This window comes from Microbacterium enclense (assembly GCF_004022425.1).
Taxonomy (GTDB): domain Bacteria; phylum Actinomycetota; class Actinomycetes; order Actinomycetales; family Microbacteriaceae; genus Microbacterium; species Microbacterium enclense_A.
On sequence record NZ_RBZY01000018.1, the window covers coordinates 15,913 to 28,048 of the forward strand.

Genomic DNA, 12,136 nt, shown 5'->3' on the forward strand with positions numbered 1-12,136 from the left:
ACAGTCATGGACCTCGCATACCTCTGGTTCTGGATCGTCGGATTCCTCTTCATCGGCTACTTCGTGCTCGACGGGTTCGACTTCGGCGTCGGCATGTCGCTGCCGTTCCTCGGCAAGGACGACATCGCCCGCCGCCAGATCATCAACACCATCGGGCCGGTGTGGGACCTGAACGAGACGTGGGTGATCGTGGCGGGGGCGGCGCTGTTCGCTTCGTTCCCCGAGTGGTACGCCACGCTGTTCAGCGGGTTCTACCTGCCGCTCCTGCTGATCCTGCTGGCCCTCATCGCTCGCGGCGTCTCGTTCGAGTACCGCCACCAGCGCGACTCGCTGAAGTGGAAGCGCGGCTTCGATCGCATGATCGTCATCGGTTCCGCGGTCCCCGCGTTCCTCTGGGGCGTCGCGTTCGCGAACATCGTGCAGGGCGTGCCGCTGGATGCCGACCACGAGTACGTGGGCACGCTGTTCACGCTGCTCAACCCCTACGGCATTCTCGGGGGTCTGGTGACCCTGCTGCTGTTCTTCACGCACGGCGTGTACTTCGTCGCGCTGAAGACGGACGGTCAGGTGCGCACCGACGCCCGCTCGCTCGCGAAGAAATCGGGCCTGGCGACGATCGTCGCCGCCGCGCTCTTCCTGGTCTGGACGATCATCCAGGCCGCGAACAACCAGGCGCCGCTGCTCCTGGGCGTGGTCGCACTGTCCGGCATCGCGGCGCTCGCCCTGATCGGCTCGTGGGTGGCGAATCTCCGCGACCGCGAGGGCACTGCGTTCACGCTCGGAGCGATCACGATCGTCACCGCCGTGGCGGCGCTGTTCTTCGCCCTCTTCCCCAACGTCATGCCCTCCACCCTCGAGGCGGGATCAGGCCTCACGATCGAGAACGCCTCCAGCACCGACTACACCCTGACGATCATGAGCTGGGCGGCGCTCATCTTCCTCCCGCTCGTCCTCGCCTACCAGGGCTGGACGTACTGGGTGTTCCGTAAGCGCGTCACGCGCGCCCGCATCGAGAAGGCCGCGCTGGTGGCGCATTGACCGACACGACCCGGATGCGACCGGTCGACCCCCGACTGGTGCGATACGCCTCCGCCTCCCGCGGTTTCTTCGCGGTGAGCGCGGCGATCGTCCTCGCCCAGACGGGGGTCGTGGTCGGGTTCGCCTGGACGCTGACGTCGGCGCTCGTCGGCGCGATCGACGGGCGGCCTCTTCCGGAACTGTGGGGGTGCATCGGGGCAGCGGCATCCCTCGTCGTCCTCCGGGGACTGCTCATCGCGGCGTCCGAGCGGGTCTCGGCCCGCGGCGCCGCAGTGGCGTCCCTGCAGCTGCGAGGGCGTCTGGTCGCCGCGGTCGCCGCGCTCGGGCCGGGCTGGCTCGCCCGCCGGAACGCCGCGTCGCTGTCGGTCACGGCCGGCCACGGACTCGAGGCCCTCGACGCGTACTTCGGGCGCTACCTCCCGCAGCTGGTCGCCACCGTCATCACGACGCCGATCCTCATCGGGGCGATCGCGCTCGCCGACCCTCTCTCCGGCCTCACGGTCGTGCTGACTCTCCCCCTCATCCCCCTGTTCATGGTGCTGATCGGTCTCGCCACCCGCACCGTGCAGAAGAGGCAGTACGGCACGCTCGGGCGCCTGGCCGCCCGGTTCGCCGACACCGTCGAAGGGCTCGGCACGCTCAAGGCGTTCGGGCGCGAGCACCGTGCCGCCGACACGATCGAAAAGGTCACGCGGGACTACAAGCGCGAGACGATGACGGTGCTGCGCGTGTCGTTCCTCTCGGGCTTCGCGCTGGAGTTCCTGGCATCCATCTCGGTCGCCATCATCGCCGTGACGATCGGCTTCCGCCTCCTCGCCGGCGACCTCAGCCTCCTGATCGGGCTCTTCGTGCTGCTGCTCGCCCCCGAGGCCTACCTGCCGCTGCGCCAGGTGGGGGTGCAGTTCCACGCGGCTTCGGAGGGGGTCGCCGCGACCGAGGAGATCTTCGACGCGCTGGATGCCGCCCGCACCGCGCCCACGACCGATGACACCGCCCCCGTCGCCGGGGCCTCGCTCGAGCTGCGAGAGATCCGCGTCGACCGCGGCGCGCACCGGATGCCGAGCGTGTCGCTGTCGGTGCGGCCGGGCGACGTCGTGCTCCTCACGGGTCCGAGCGGGGTGGGCAAGTCGAGCGTCGTCGCCGCGGTCCTCGGCTACGCCGATCACGACGGCGAGGTGCGCCTGGACGGGCGCGCCGTGACACACGCTCGCGGCGCGGTCGCCTGGGCCGGGCAGCGCCCGGGACTCATCTCGGGAACCATCGCGGACAACATCGCGCTCGGGTCCGACGCCGACCCGTCGGCGGTCGCGCGCGCCCTCTCCGACGCCGGTGCCGCCGAGCTCGACCCCGCCACGCCGCTCGGCGCCGGAGGCGCGGGACTGTCGGGCGGACAGGCGCAACGCGTCGCCGTCGCGCGCGCCCTCTACCGCTCCCGCACCGCCGGGGCCCGCATCCTCGTCCTCGACGAGCCGTCGAGCGCCCTGGATGCCGAGACCGAAGCGCATCTGTGGCGGACCCTCCGCGCCGAGGCCGACGCGGGCGCCGGTGTGCTGCTGGTGTCGCACCGCCCGTCGGCCCGTGAGATCGCCGATCGCGTGATCGAGCTGGGGGTGCCCGCGTGAACAGGCGCGTGCGCGGCATCCTGACCTCCGCCCTGCCGTCGCGGCGGCGGTTCGCCCCGGCGATCCTCTCCGGGTTCGGCACCGCGGGGAGTGCCGTGGCCCTGCTTGCGGCGAGCGCGTGGCTCATCGCCCGCGCTGCCGAACAGCCCCTGGTGATGTATTTGTCCGCCGCGGTCGTCGGGGTGCGGGCGTTCGCGCTGTCGCGGGGGGTGTTCCGCTACCTCGAGCGGCTCACCGGTCATGACGCGGCGCTCGAACGCCTCGCCGGGGTCCGCGCCGACCTCGTGCGCGACCTCGTTCCGCTGGCACCCGACGGACTCGGCCGGGCCCGCCGTGGCGGGCTGCTCTCGAGCGTGGTCGACGACGTCGAGGAGCTGCAGAACCTCCCTCTCCGGGTGGTCCTGCCGCTGTCGGTCGCCGCGCTGACCTCGCTCGCCGCCGTCGTGTTCACGGCGTTCGTGTCGTGGCCCGCCGCGCTCGTGCTGCTGGTCTGCCTCGTCGCGGCGTTCGCGGTCGCGGTCGCGGTGGGGTGGGCCGCGGGTGCCCGCGCCGAGCGGGCGGTCGCACCGCTCCGGGCGGGTGTCGCCGACGCCGTGCACGACCTGATGACCAACCTGGACGTGCTCACCGCGTACGGGGCCCTGGACACCGCGCAGGCGCGCGTGCGCGACGCCGACCTGGCCCTGCGCCGCGCGGTCGTCCGCCGTGGCGCGGCGCAAGGACTCACGTCGGGAACGGTGTCGGTGCTCGCCGGGTTCGCGTCGCTGTTCGCGCTCGCGGTAGCCGCGCCCGCCGTCACGGGCGGCACCCTGTCGGGCCCGGGGCTCGCGGTCGTCGTGCTGCTGCCGATGGCGGTGTTCGAAGTGTTCGGACCGGTGCCCCTGGCCCTCGCGTCCTGGCGCCAGGTCCGGGCCGCCGCCGAGCGCATCGCCGACGCCGTCCCCGCAGAGATCCCCGACGGCCTCCCCGGCGCCGAACCCGCCGCCACGGGCATCGCCCCCGCCCTGGGGGACGGGCTCGAGCTCCGCGACCTTCGCGCCCACTGGCCGGCGCGTTCCGAGGCCGGCCTCGACGAGACGAGCCGGATCGACGACGTGACGCTGCGCGTCGGGGCGGGCGAACGCGTCCTCGTCACGGGCCCGAGCGGTGCGGGCAAGACGACGCTCGCGCACGCGCTGGTCCGCTTCCTCGACTACGAGGGGTCCTTCACGATCGGCGGCGTCGAGGCGCGGACGCTCGCGGGCGACGACCTCCGCCACACCATCGGTCTGGTGGAACAGACGCCTTACCTGTTCGACGAGTCGGTCCGTCAGAACCTGCTTTTCGCGCGCGACGACGCTACCGACGACGACCTCACCGCCGTCCTCGCCCGCGTCGGGCTCGACGCCTGGGTGCGCGAGCGGGGTGGGCTCGACGCGCCCGTCGGCGACCGCGGCGGGCTCGTCTCGGGTGGTCAGGCGCAGCGCCTCGCCCTGGCCCGGGCACTGCTGCGCGATTTCCCGGTGCTCGTGCTCGATGAACCCACCGCGGGCGTCGACCCCGCGGCATCCGACGCCCTCCTCCGCGACCTCCTCGGCGCCGTCGACCGAGGGCGCGCCGTCGTGCTGGTCTCGCACGTCGACGTGCCCGACGACCTCGTCGACCGTGCGGTGCGGCTCGAGGGCGGGCGGGTGGTCGCGGGCTGAGAAGCGGTCAGGATGCCGGCACGAAACGCACCCGATCCGGCGGAACCGACAGCATCACGGTGTCCCCGACCGCGACGTCGATCGCGGCGAGGGGGGCGATCTCGGCTGCGCCGAGATCCGTGACGAGCCGCACGCCGGTCGGGGTCGGCTCCACGCCGGTCACCCGCGCAGGCCACGCGTGTCCGTCCGCCGCGCCCACTCGCGCGTCAGCTGCCCGGAACACCGCGGCGAGCGCCCGTCCGTCCTCACCCGCCAGCGCCCGGGACTCGGCATCCGTCGATTCGAGGCGTGCGTCACCGCCCACCCAGGCTCCCCCGGCGGCCCGGCCCACGACGCGCTCGAGACCCGCGATACGCGCGGCGACATCGGTGGCCGGTGCCGCGAACACCTCGCGCACGGGGCCGAGCTGGGTGGCGCGCCCGTCCTCGACGATGAGCAGTCGGTCGGCGAGGGCCGCGGCGTCCACGGCGTCGTGCGTGACCGCCACGGCTGTGACGCCGTCGAGGGCCTCCCGGAGCATCGCGCGGATCTCCCCGGCGGTCACAGGGTCGAGCGCGACGAGGGGTTCGTCCAGCAGCACGGCGCGCGGGTTCGCGGCGAGCGCCCGCGCCACCGCCACCCGCTGCTGCTCGCCGCCCGACAGCTCGGCGGGTCGGCGCTCACCGACGCCCGGCAGCCCCACGCGCGCGAGCCACCGGTCGGCGTCGGAGCGGGCGTCGGCGGCCGCGACGCCCGCCGACCGCGGGCCGAACGCGACGTTCTCGCGCACCGACAGGTGCGGGAACAGCCGCGCATCCTGGCCGAGCAGCACGATGCCGCGGTGCATCGGATCGGTCCGCACGCGCGGACGCTCCGCGCGGTCGATCACGCGCCCGTCGAGCGAGATCTCGCCGCCGTCGAGCGCCTGGAGACCGGCGAGCGCCTCGAGGATCGTCGACTTGCCCGCGCCGCTGCGACCCATGATCGCGAGGGTCTCCCCCGGTGCGACATCGAACGCGACGTCCACCGCGAACGCCCGCCGACGCACGATGACGTGCGCGGACAGAGCGCTCATGCCGCACCCACCGACGGCCGCCAGCCGCGGACGAGCAGGAGCACCGCGATCGCGGCCACGAGCAGCATCAGTGCCAGCGCGACCGCAGTGCCCTGGCCGACACCGCCGCCGTTGAAGGCGGTGTAGATGGCCAACGGCATGGTCTGGGTGACGCCGGGCCGGTTGCCGGCGAAGAGCGCGGTGGCGCCGAACTCCCCGATCGCCCGCGCGAAGCACAGCACGACGCCCGCGACGATGCCGGGCGCAGCCAGTGGCAGGGTCACCCGGCGAAGGATCGTCCCCCGGGACGCGCCGAGCGAGGCCGCGGCCCGCTCGATCTCGACGCCGGTGCTGCGCAGCGCTCCCTCCACGGCCAGCACCAGGAACGGCAGGGCCACGAACACCTGCGCCAGCACGACGGCGACCGTGGTGAAGGGCAGACCGAGACCGCCGAACCAACCGTTCCGGCCGAAGAGGTACAGGAGCGCGACGCCTCCCACCATCGGCGGCAGCACGAGGGGAACGGTCACGAGGGCGCGCAGCACCGCCGCAACCCGTGGCGAGCTCCGCGCGATGAGAAGAGCGAGGGGGATGCCGACACCCGCGCAGACGAGCGTCGCCGCCGCCCCGGTCGCCAGCGACAGCACGAGAGCCGAACGGGCGGCCTCCGAGGTGACGTCACTCCACAGCGTCGACCACTGCACCCGGGCGACGAGGGCCGTGAGGGGCACGAGGAGGAACAGCAGGCCCGCCGCCGCCGGGACGGCGAGCCAGCGCGGGATGTACCCTCGGGCGTTCACGGCGCCCGGAATCCGGCGTCGGAGAGGATCCGCCGACCCTCGTCGGACAGCACGAATGCCATGAACGCCGCCGCGGCTGCGGGGTTGGCGGCATCGCGCACCGCCGTGATCGGGTACCGGTTGACGACGGCGTCGGCGCCGTCGGGGACCACCCCGTCGACATCGTCCCGCCCGGCGAGATCCGTCGCGTAGACGAGACCCGCCTGCGCGTCGCCCGCGGTGACCTTCGTGAGCACGGCCGTGACGTTCTGCTCCGCGCTGACGGGGGTCACCGACACACCCGCGTTCTGCAGAAGCGTCGCCGCGGCCGCGCCGCAGGGCACCTCCGACGCGCACAGCACCGTCGGGACACGGGCGAGGTCCGCCAGCCCCGCGACAGCGCCCGGGTTTCCCGCGGGCACGGCGATCACGAGCGTATTGGCGGCGAACACCCGCGGGTCGAGGGCGAGATCACCGATCCCCGCCATGCTCTTCTCGTCCGCCGAGGCGAAGACGTCGGCGGGGGCGCCCTGTTGGATCTGCGTGGCGAGGGTGCGGGAGCCGTCGTACACGGTCGCGACGTCGATCTCGGGATGGGCCTGCTCGAACGACACGGCGATCTCGTCGAACGCCCGTTGCAGTGAAGCGGCCGCATACACCTCGACGGTCCCCGACACCGCGCCGGCGGATCCGGTGGGTGCGGAGGGAGCGGCGCACCCGGCGAGCGTCAGGGCGGCGGCGAGGGCGAGGATAAGACGGGGACGGCGCACGGGGCATCCTTTCCGCGCGCTCGGAGCCCGCGGGCTCCATTCTTCCGTATTCGAGGAAGAGACGGGTGGTCAGATCCGCTCGCGCGGGGTCTCGACGGTGACGACGGTGGCCTTGACGGATGCCACGGCGAGGGCGCCCGGCTCGAGCCCGAGTTCTTCGGCGGCCTCGGCGGACATCAGCGACACCACGCGGTGCGGACCGCACTGAAGGTCGACCTGGGCCATGACCCCGTCGATGCGCACGCGGGTGACGATCCCCACGAAGCGGTTGCGCGCGCTCGAGGAGGCCCCGGTGGGGTCGTCGGGCTCATCCGCGAGGGCGACGGCGCGGGCCGCGAGCGCCTCGCCGGGGATCTCCGCGGGCGTGGTGCCCGTGGTCGGCAGCAGACCCTGATCGATCCACCGGCGGACCGTGTCGTCGCTGACTCCGAGCAGTCGCGCGGCCTGCGCGATGCGGAACGTGTGCGGCATGTCATGACCGTATCGCCGCGGCGGTCGATGCGGCGACCCCGGACCGTCGCTGCTCGCCTAGGCTCGACCCATGGATGCCGTGCGCGAGACCGGAGCACCCCGCGACGGCGGTCTGCTCGACCGGTTCGGCCGCGTCGCCCGCGACCTGCGCGTGTCGGTGATCGACAAGTGCAACCTGCGCTGCACGTACTGCATGCCGGCCGAGGGACTGCCTTGGATGCCGCAGCAGCAGCTGATGACGGGCGAGGAGATCGCCCGCATCGTGCGGGTCGCCGTGCGCGCCCTCGGCGCGGAGGAACTGCGATTGACCGGCGGCGAGCCGCTCGTGCGCAAAGACCTCGAGGACATCATCGCCCGCATCCGCTTCGACCACCCCGACCTGCCGATCGCGATGACCACGAACGCCGTCGGCCTCGACCGCCGCGCACAGGCGCTCAAGGACGCGGGGCTCACGCGCCTCAACGCCTCCCTCGACACGCTGCACCCCGAGACCTTTGCCGAGCTGACCCGCCGCCCGCACCTCGACAAGGTCCTCGCGGGACTCGACGCCGCCCAGGCCGCCGGCCTCGGTCCGATCAAGATCAACGCGGTCCTGCTGCGCGGGATCAACGACACCGAGGTCGTCCCGCTCGTGGACTGGGCCGTCACCCACGGGTACGAGATGCGCTTCATCGAGGACATGCCCCTCGACGGCGATCGGTCGTGGACAGAGACGCAGGTGATCGCCGCACGCGAGATCCGCGCGGCGCTCGAGGAAGCGTTCGACCTCGCCCCCGACCCGCGGGGCCGAGGGGCCGCACCGGCCGAACGCTGGGAGGTGCGGCGCCGCGGCGACCGTACCCTGGCCGGGCACGTCGGCATCATCTCCTCGGTGACCGAGCCCTTCTGCGCCGCCTGCACACGCACGCGGGTCACCGCCGACGGCCGCATCCGTTCGTGCCTGTTCTCGCACGAGGAGACCGACCTGCTGACGGCTCTCCGCGACGGCGCGAGTGACGCCGACCTCGCCCAGATCTGGCGGGATGCCATGTGGCAGAAGCCCCGCGCGCACGGCTCCGACCGCGTCGGCCTGGCGCGTGCCGACTTCGTCCAGCCGGAGCGCACGATGAGCGCGATCGGCGGATGAGGCCGCTCGTCGAGCCGGTGGCATCCCTCGCCCCCGAAGAACTCATCCGCACGGCCCGCCACGCCGTCCTCGCCGGGATCGGCGAAGAAGGACAGCGGCGTCTCGCCGCGGCCCGGATCGCGGTGGTGGGTGCGGGGGGCCTGGGGTCCCCCGTGCTGCTCGCCCTCGCCGCCGCGGGCGTCGGCGAACTGGTCGTGATCGACGACGACGTGGTCGAGCGCACCAACCTGCAGCGCCAGCTGATGCACCGGGTGGAGGACATCGGCCAACCGAAGACGCAGTCCGCCGCCCGGGCGATCCGCGACCTCTCCCCGCTCACGCGCGTTCGCGAGGAAACTGTCCGCCTCACGCCCGACAACGCCCGCGCGCTCCTCGGCGACGCGCACGTCGTCATCGACGGCAGCGACACGTTCGACACCCGCAGCGCCGTGGCTTCCGCGACCGACGAGCTCGGGATGCCACTGGTGTGGGGCGCCGTGCAGGAGTGGTCGGCGCAGGCCACCGTGTTCTGGTCACGGCCGCCCGAGGGGCACGCCCCCGTGACGCTCGGCGATGTCTTCCCGCCCGACTCCGTCGGCGAGCCGCCGACGTGCGCGCAGGTGGGCGTGCTCGGCGCGCTGTGCGTCCAGGTGGGCGGACTGCTCGCCACCGAGGCGGTCAAGCTCGTCACCGGCGCCGGCGAGCCGCTCCTCGGCCGCCTCGTCGTCATCGACGCGCTGCGCGCCCGCCAGGACGTCATCCCCCTTGCCGGAAGGACCCCGCGTGTCTGAGCTGCTGACCGTCGAAGAGCACCGTGCCCGCATCCTCGCCGCCGTCCGCCCCCTCCCCGTCGAAACCGTGCGGCTCGCGGACGCCGCCGGCCGCACCCTCGCGGGCGACGTGCGCGCCCGGCACGACCTGCCCGGCGACGACAACTCCTCCATGGACGGGTTCGCCGTGCGCTTCGCGGACGTCGAGGGCGCGGATGCCGAGAACCCGGTGTCGCTGCGGGTCATCGATGATCTACCCGCGGGGTCGGACCACGACCCGGGCATTGGCCCGGGCGAGGCCGTGCGGATCATGACGGGAGCCCCCGTACCGACCGCCGCCGACGCGATCGTCCCGTTCGAAGCCACCGCGGGTGGGCTGGCCGACTCCCTCGGCACGATCGAGGTGCTCCGCGCGCCCACCGCCGCGGGGGCGTTCATCCGACGCCGCGGCGGGGACGTCCGCGCCGGCGACATCGTGCTGAGCGCGGGCGAGCGGCTCGGGCCGTACGCGCTCGCGGCCGCCGCCGCGGCCGGTGTCGATCGGGTCGAGGTCCGTCGCCGTCCCCGCGTCGCCGTGGTGTCGACGGGGAGCGAGCTCGTGCCGCCGGGTGCCGCGCCGGGCCGCGGTCAGACGCCCGACTCGAACGCCACGCTCCTGGCATCCCTCGTCGCCGATGCCGACGCCGAGGTCGTGCTCGTCGCGCACGCCTCCGACGACGCCGGCGAGATCGACGCGGTCCTGACGCGCGCGGCCGAGGCCGACGTCGTCGTCTTCACGGGCGGCGTGAGCGCCGGCGCGTATGAACCGGTGCGCCAGGCGCTCTCCGACCGCATCGCCTTCGTGAAGGTCGCGATGCAGCCCGGCAAGCCGCAGGCGTTCGGCGCGCTCGACGACGGTCGGCTCGTGTTCGGACTCCCCGGCAACCCCGTGAGCGTCGCGGTGTCGTCCGAGGTGTTCGTCCGCCCCACGCTCCTCGCAATGCAGGGACGCGGCGTCATCGACCGACGCGTCGCCCGGCTCACGGCGTCCGAGGCCTGGCGCACGCCGCCCGGCCGCCGGCAGTACCTCCCGGCGGTGGTCGACCTCGTCACGGGAACCGTCCGCCCGGCCACAGCGGGGGGCTCCGGCTCGCACCTCGCCGCTTCCCTGGCGCGGGCCGAGGCCTTCGCGATCGTCCCCGCCGAAGTGTCCGCCGTCGCCGAGGGCGATCCCGTCGATGTCATGCTGATTCCATGACCTTCACCCACCTGGATGCCGCGGGCCACGCCCGCATGGTCGACGTCACCGCGAAGCAGCCCACCGTCCGCACCGCGACGGCGCGCGGTTTCGTGCGCTGCAGCCCCGAGGTCGTCGCCGCGCTCCGCAGTAGCACCGCGCCGAAGGGCGACGTGCTGGCGGTGGCGCGGATCTCCGGCATCCAGGCCGCCAAGTCGACGCCGATGCTCCTCCCGCTCGCGCACGTGATCGGGGTGCACCGCGCCTCGGTCGACCTCGAGATCGTCGACGACGGCGTCGAGATCGAGGCCACCGTCGGCACCGCCGACCGCACTGGCGTCGAGATGGAGGCGCTGACGAGCGTCTCGGTCGCCGCCCTCGCGATCGTCGACATGGTGAAGGGTCTCGACAAGGGAACCAGCATCGAGAACGTGCGAATCGTGTCGAAGACGGGCGGCAAGTCCGGCGACTGGCACCGTCCCGGGGAGCCCGCGTGAGCGTGCGGGTGCGCTACTTCGCCGCCGCGGCGGAGGCCGCAGGGACGGATGCCGAGGATCGCGCCGAGTCCTCCCTCGCGGCGCTGCGCGCGGCGGTCCTCGCCGACCACCCCGCGCTCGCCGGCATCCTGGACCGCTGCGCGGTGCTCGTCGACGGCGAGCGTCGCGACGACGACGCCCCCCTCGCCGGCGTCACGCACGTCGACGTGCTTCCGCCGTTCGCGGGCGGCTGAGCGCTAGCCGCCCAAGCCCTTCCACGCCGTCGTGCCGTCGGCCTCGACCTGGCGCTTCCACACGGGGAGATCGGTCTTGATCGTCTCGATGACCGTGCGGCACACCTCGAACGCCGCGGCGCGGTGACCCGAAGCCACGGCGATGACGACGGCGGCCTCCCCCACGCCCAGCCGCCCGACGCGGTGGCTCACGGCCACGATGGCGTCGGTGCCCGCGGCGGCCCGCTCGGCGATGCGGTGGAGAGCGGCGGGCGCGTCGGGGTGCGCGCTGTACTCCAGAGCGACGACGGCGTCGCCGGCATCCGGGTCGGTGTTGCGGACGCGTCCGACGAACGTCGTGACGGCTCCCGAGGCGTCGTCCTCCACGGCGCGCAGGTGCGCGTCGAGGTCGAGCGGCTCCTCGGACAGGCGGGCGATGCGGACGGCGGTCATGAGTGGTCTCCTCCGGCGAGCTGGTCGAGTACGTGGGGGGCGAGCTCGGCGAGGACGGCGATCCCGGATGCCACGGCCCGCGTGGACCCCGGGAGATTGACGACGAGGGTCGAGGGGTCGGCGATGCCCGCGAGGCCGCGCGAGATCACCGCCAGAGGCGTGTCGGCGAGGCCGCGGCGGCGGAGTTCTTCGGCGATGCCGGGGAGTTGCCGGTCGAGCACGCGCGCGGTGCCCTCGGGGGTGCGGTCGGTGGGTGAGATACCGGTCCCGCCGGTGGTGACGACGAGTCCCGCGCCCGTGGCGATCGCCGCGCGGAGAGCGGCCTCGACGCTGTCCGCGCCGTCGGGCACGACGGCGGGGTCACCGCAGTCGAAACCGGCCTCTCGTAGGAGCGAGACCGCGAGCGGGCCGCCGCGGTCTTCGCGCAGCCCTGCGGCGGAGCGGTCGGACACGGTGATCACGCGGGCGGTGTGCGGCACCGTTCC

The 12,136-nt window shown here is 73.6% G+C and carries 14 protein-coding genes; 8 read left to right on the top strand and 6 right to left on the bottom strand.

What is annotated here, in order from left to right; genetic code table 11:
* Positions 1–6 precede the first annotated feature (6 nt).
* The 3 genes from cydB to cydC are packed head-to-tail and all read left to right on the top strand — an operon-like array spanning position 7 to position 4,345.
* A complete protein-coding gene (gene cydB / locus D8Y23_RS06450; RefSeq protein WP_128217340.1) occupies positions 7–1,038 on the top strand; it encodes a cytochrome d ubiquinol oxidase subunit II in 1,032 nt (343 codons plus the stop codon).
* A 14-nt stretch (positions 1,039–1,052) separates the two neighbouring features.
* On the top strand, positions 1,053–2,660 hold the full coding sequence (gene cydD / locus D8Y23_RS06455) for a thiol reductant ABC exporter subunit CydD (RefSeq protein WP_128217378.1): 1,608 nt from the start codon (positions 1,053–1,055) through the stop codon (positions 2,658–2,660).
* Positions 2,657–4,345 carry a thiol reductant ABC exporter subunit CydC gene (gene cydC / locus D8Y23_RS06460; RefSeq protein WP_128217341.1) on the top strand — a complete coding sequence of 563 codons (1,689 nt, stop codon included), beginning with the start codon at positions 2,657–2,659 and terminating at the stop codon, positions 4,343–4,345. The genes cydD and cydC overlap by 4 nt, the downstream gene beginning before the upstream one ends.
* A 7-nt stretch (positions 4,346–4,352) precedes the next feature.
* Here the strand turns inward: cydC and D8Y23_RS06465 are convergent, their stop codons facing one another.
* The 4 genes from D8Y23_RS06465 to D8Y23_RS06480 all read right to left on the bottom strand — a co-directional run bounded on the left by D8Y23_RS06465 (position 4,353) and on the right by D8Y23_RS06480 (position 7,398).
* Positions 4,353–5,399: an ABC transporter ATP-binding protein gene (locus D8Y23_RS06465; protein WP_128217342.1), complete on the bottom strand. Its 1,047-nt coding sequence runs from the start codon at positions 5,397–5,399 to the stop codon at positions 4,353–4,355.
* A complete protein-coding gene (modB, locus tag D8Y23_RS06470) occupies positions 5,396–6,178 on the bottom strand; it encodes a molybdate ABC transporter permease subunit (protein ID WP_128217343.1) in 783 nt (260 codons plus the stop codon). Before modB ends, D8Y23_RS06465 begins: the two co-directional genes overlap by 4 nt.
* Positions 6,175–6,927, bottom strand: a complete 753-nt coding sequence (gene modA, locus D8Y23_RS06475) for a molybdate ABC transporter substrate-binding protein (protein WP_128217344.1) — start codon at positions 6,925–6,927, stop codon at positions 6,175–6,177. The genes modB and modA overlap by 4 nt, the downstream gene beginning before the upstream one ends.
* Positions 6,928–6,996: 69 nt before the next feature.
* Positions 6,997–7,398, bottom strand: a complete 402-nt coding sequence (locus D8Y23_RS06480; RefSeq protein ID WP_128217345.1) for a TOBE domain-containing protein — start codon at positions 7,396–7,398, stop codon at positions 6,997–6,999.
* Positions 7,399–7,468: 70 nt separating this feature from the next.
* On the opposite strand from D8Y23_RS06480, the gene moaA reads away from it, so the two are divergent.
* Genes moaA through D8Y23_RS06505 form a run of 5 tightly spaced genes read left to right on the top strand, consistent with a single transcriptional unit; the run spans position 7,469 to position 11,219 of the window.
* Positions 7,469–8,524, top strand: coding sequence for a GTP 3',8-cyclase MoaA (moaA, locus tag D8Y23_RS06485; protein WP_128217346.1), 1,056 nt, complete (start codon positions 7,469–7,471; stop codon positions 8,522–8,524).
* Positions 8,521–9,294 (top strand): HesA/MoeB/ThiF family protein, encoded by a 774-nt coding sequence (locus tag D8Y23_RS06490; protein ID WP_128217347.1) that lies wholly within the window; start codon positions 8,521–8,523, stop codon positions 9,292–9,294. Before moaA ends, D8Y23_RS06490 begins: the two co-directional genes overlap by 4 nt.
* Positions 9,287–10,510 carry a molybdopterin molybdotransferase MoeA gene (locus D8Y23_RS06495; RefSeq protein WP_128217348.1) on the top strand — a complete coding sequence of 408 codons (1,224 nt, stop codon included), beginning with the start codon at positions 9,287–9,289 and terminating at the stop codon, positions 10,508–10,510. Before D8Y23_RS06490 ends, D8Y23_RS06495 begins: the two co-directional genes overlap by 8 nt.
* Positions 10,507–10,986: a cyclic pyranopterin monophosphate synthase MoaC gene (gene moaC, locus D8Y23_RS06500; protein WP_128217349.1), complete on the top strand. Its 480-nt coding sequence runs from the start codon at positions 10,507–10,509 to the stop codon at positions 10,984–10,986. The genes D8Y23_RS06495 and moaC overlap by 4 nt, the downstream gene beginning before the upstream one ends.
* A complete protein-coding gene (locus tag D8Y23_RS06505) occupies positions 10,983–11,219 on the top strand; it encodes a MoaD/ThiS family protein (RefSeq protein ID WP_128217350.1) in 237 nt (78 codons plus the stop codon). Before moaC ends, D8Y23_RS06505 begins: the two co-directional genes overlap by 4 nt.
* 3 nt (positions 11,220–11,222) lie before the next feature.
* Here D8Y23_RS06505 and D8Y23_RS06510 read toward each other — a convergent pair whose 3' ends face one another.
* Complete coding sequence (locus D8Y23_RS06510; RefSeq protein WP_128217351.1) at positions 11,223–11,651, bottom strand: molybdenum cofactor biosynthesis protein MoaE; 429 nt, start codon at positions 11,649–11,651, stop codon at positions 11,223–11,225.
* Positions 11,648–12,130 (bottom strand): MogA/MoaB family molybdenum cofactor biosynthesis protein, encoded by a 483-nt coding sequence (locus D8Y23_RS06515; RefSeq protein WP_128217352.1) that lies wholly within the window; start codon positions 12,128–12,130, stop codon positions 11,648–11,650. The genes D8Y23_RS06510 and D8Y23_RS06515 overlap by 4 nt, the downstream gene beginning before the upstream one ends.
* Between the last annotated feature and the right edge of the window lie 6 nt (positions 12,131–12,136).

What these genes read in the sequence shown, in the direction of transcription:
- D8Y23_RS06510 (WP_128217351.1), bottom strand. Translation starts at nt 11,651, where the DNA reads ATGACCGCCGTCCGCATCGCCCGCCTGTCCGAGGAGCCGCTCGACCTC.
- D8Y23_RS06490 (WP_128217347.1), top strand. Translation starts at nt 8,521, where the DNA reads ATGAGGCCGCTCGTCGAGCCGGTGGCATCCCTCGCCCCCGAAGAACTC.
- moaC (WP_128217349.1), top strand. Translation starts at nt 10,507, where the DNA reads ATGACCTTCACCCACCTGGATGCCGCGGGCCACGCCCGCATGGTCGAC.
- moaA (WP_128217346.1), top strand. Translation starts at nt 7,469, where the DNA reads ATGGATGCCGTGCGCGAGACCGGAGCACCCCGCGACGGCGGTCTGCTC.
- cydB (WP_128217340.1), top strand. Translation starts at nt 7, where the DNA reads ATGGACCTCGCATACCTCTGGTTCTGGATCGTCGGATTCCTCTTCATC.
- cydD (WP_128217378.1), top strand. Translation starts at nt 1,053, where the DNA reads ATGCGACCGGTCGACCCCCGACTGGTGCGATACGCCTCCGCCTCCCGC.
- D8Y23_RS06480 (WP_128217345.1), bottom strand. Translation starts at nt 7,398, where the DNA reads ATGCCGCACACGTTCCGCATCGCGCAGGCCGCGCGACTGCTCGGAGTC.
- D8Y23_RS06465 (WP_128217342.1), bottom strand. Translation starts at nt 5,399, where the DNA reads ATGAGCGCTCTGTCCGCGCACGTCATCGTGCGTCGGCGGGCGTTCGCG.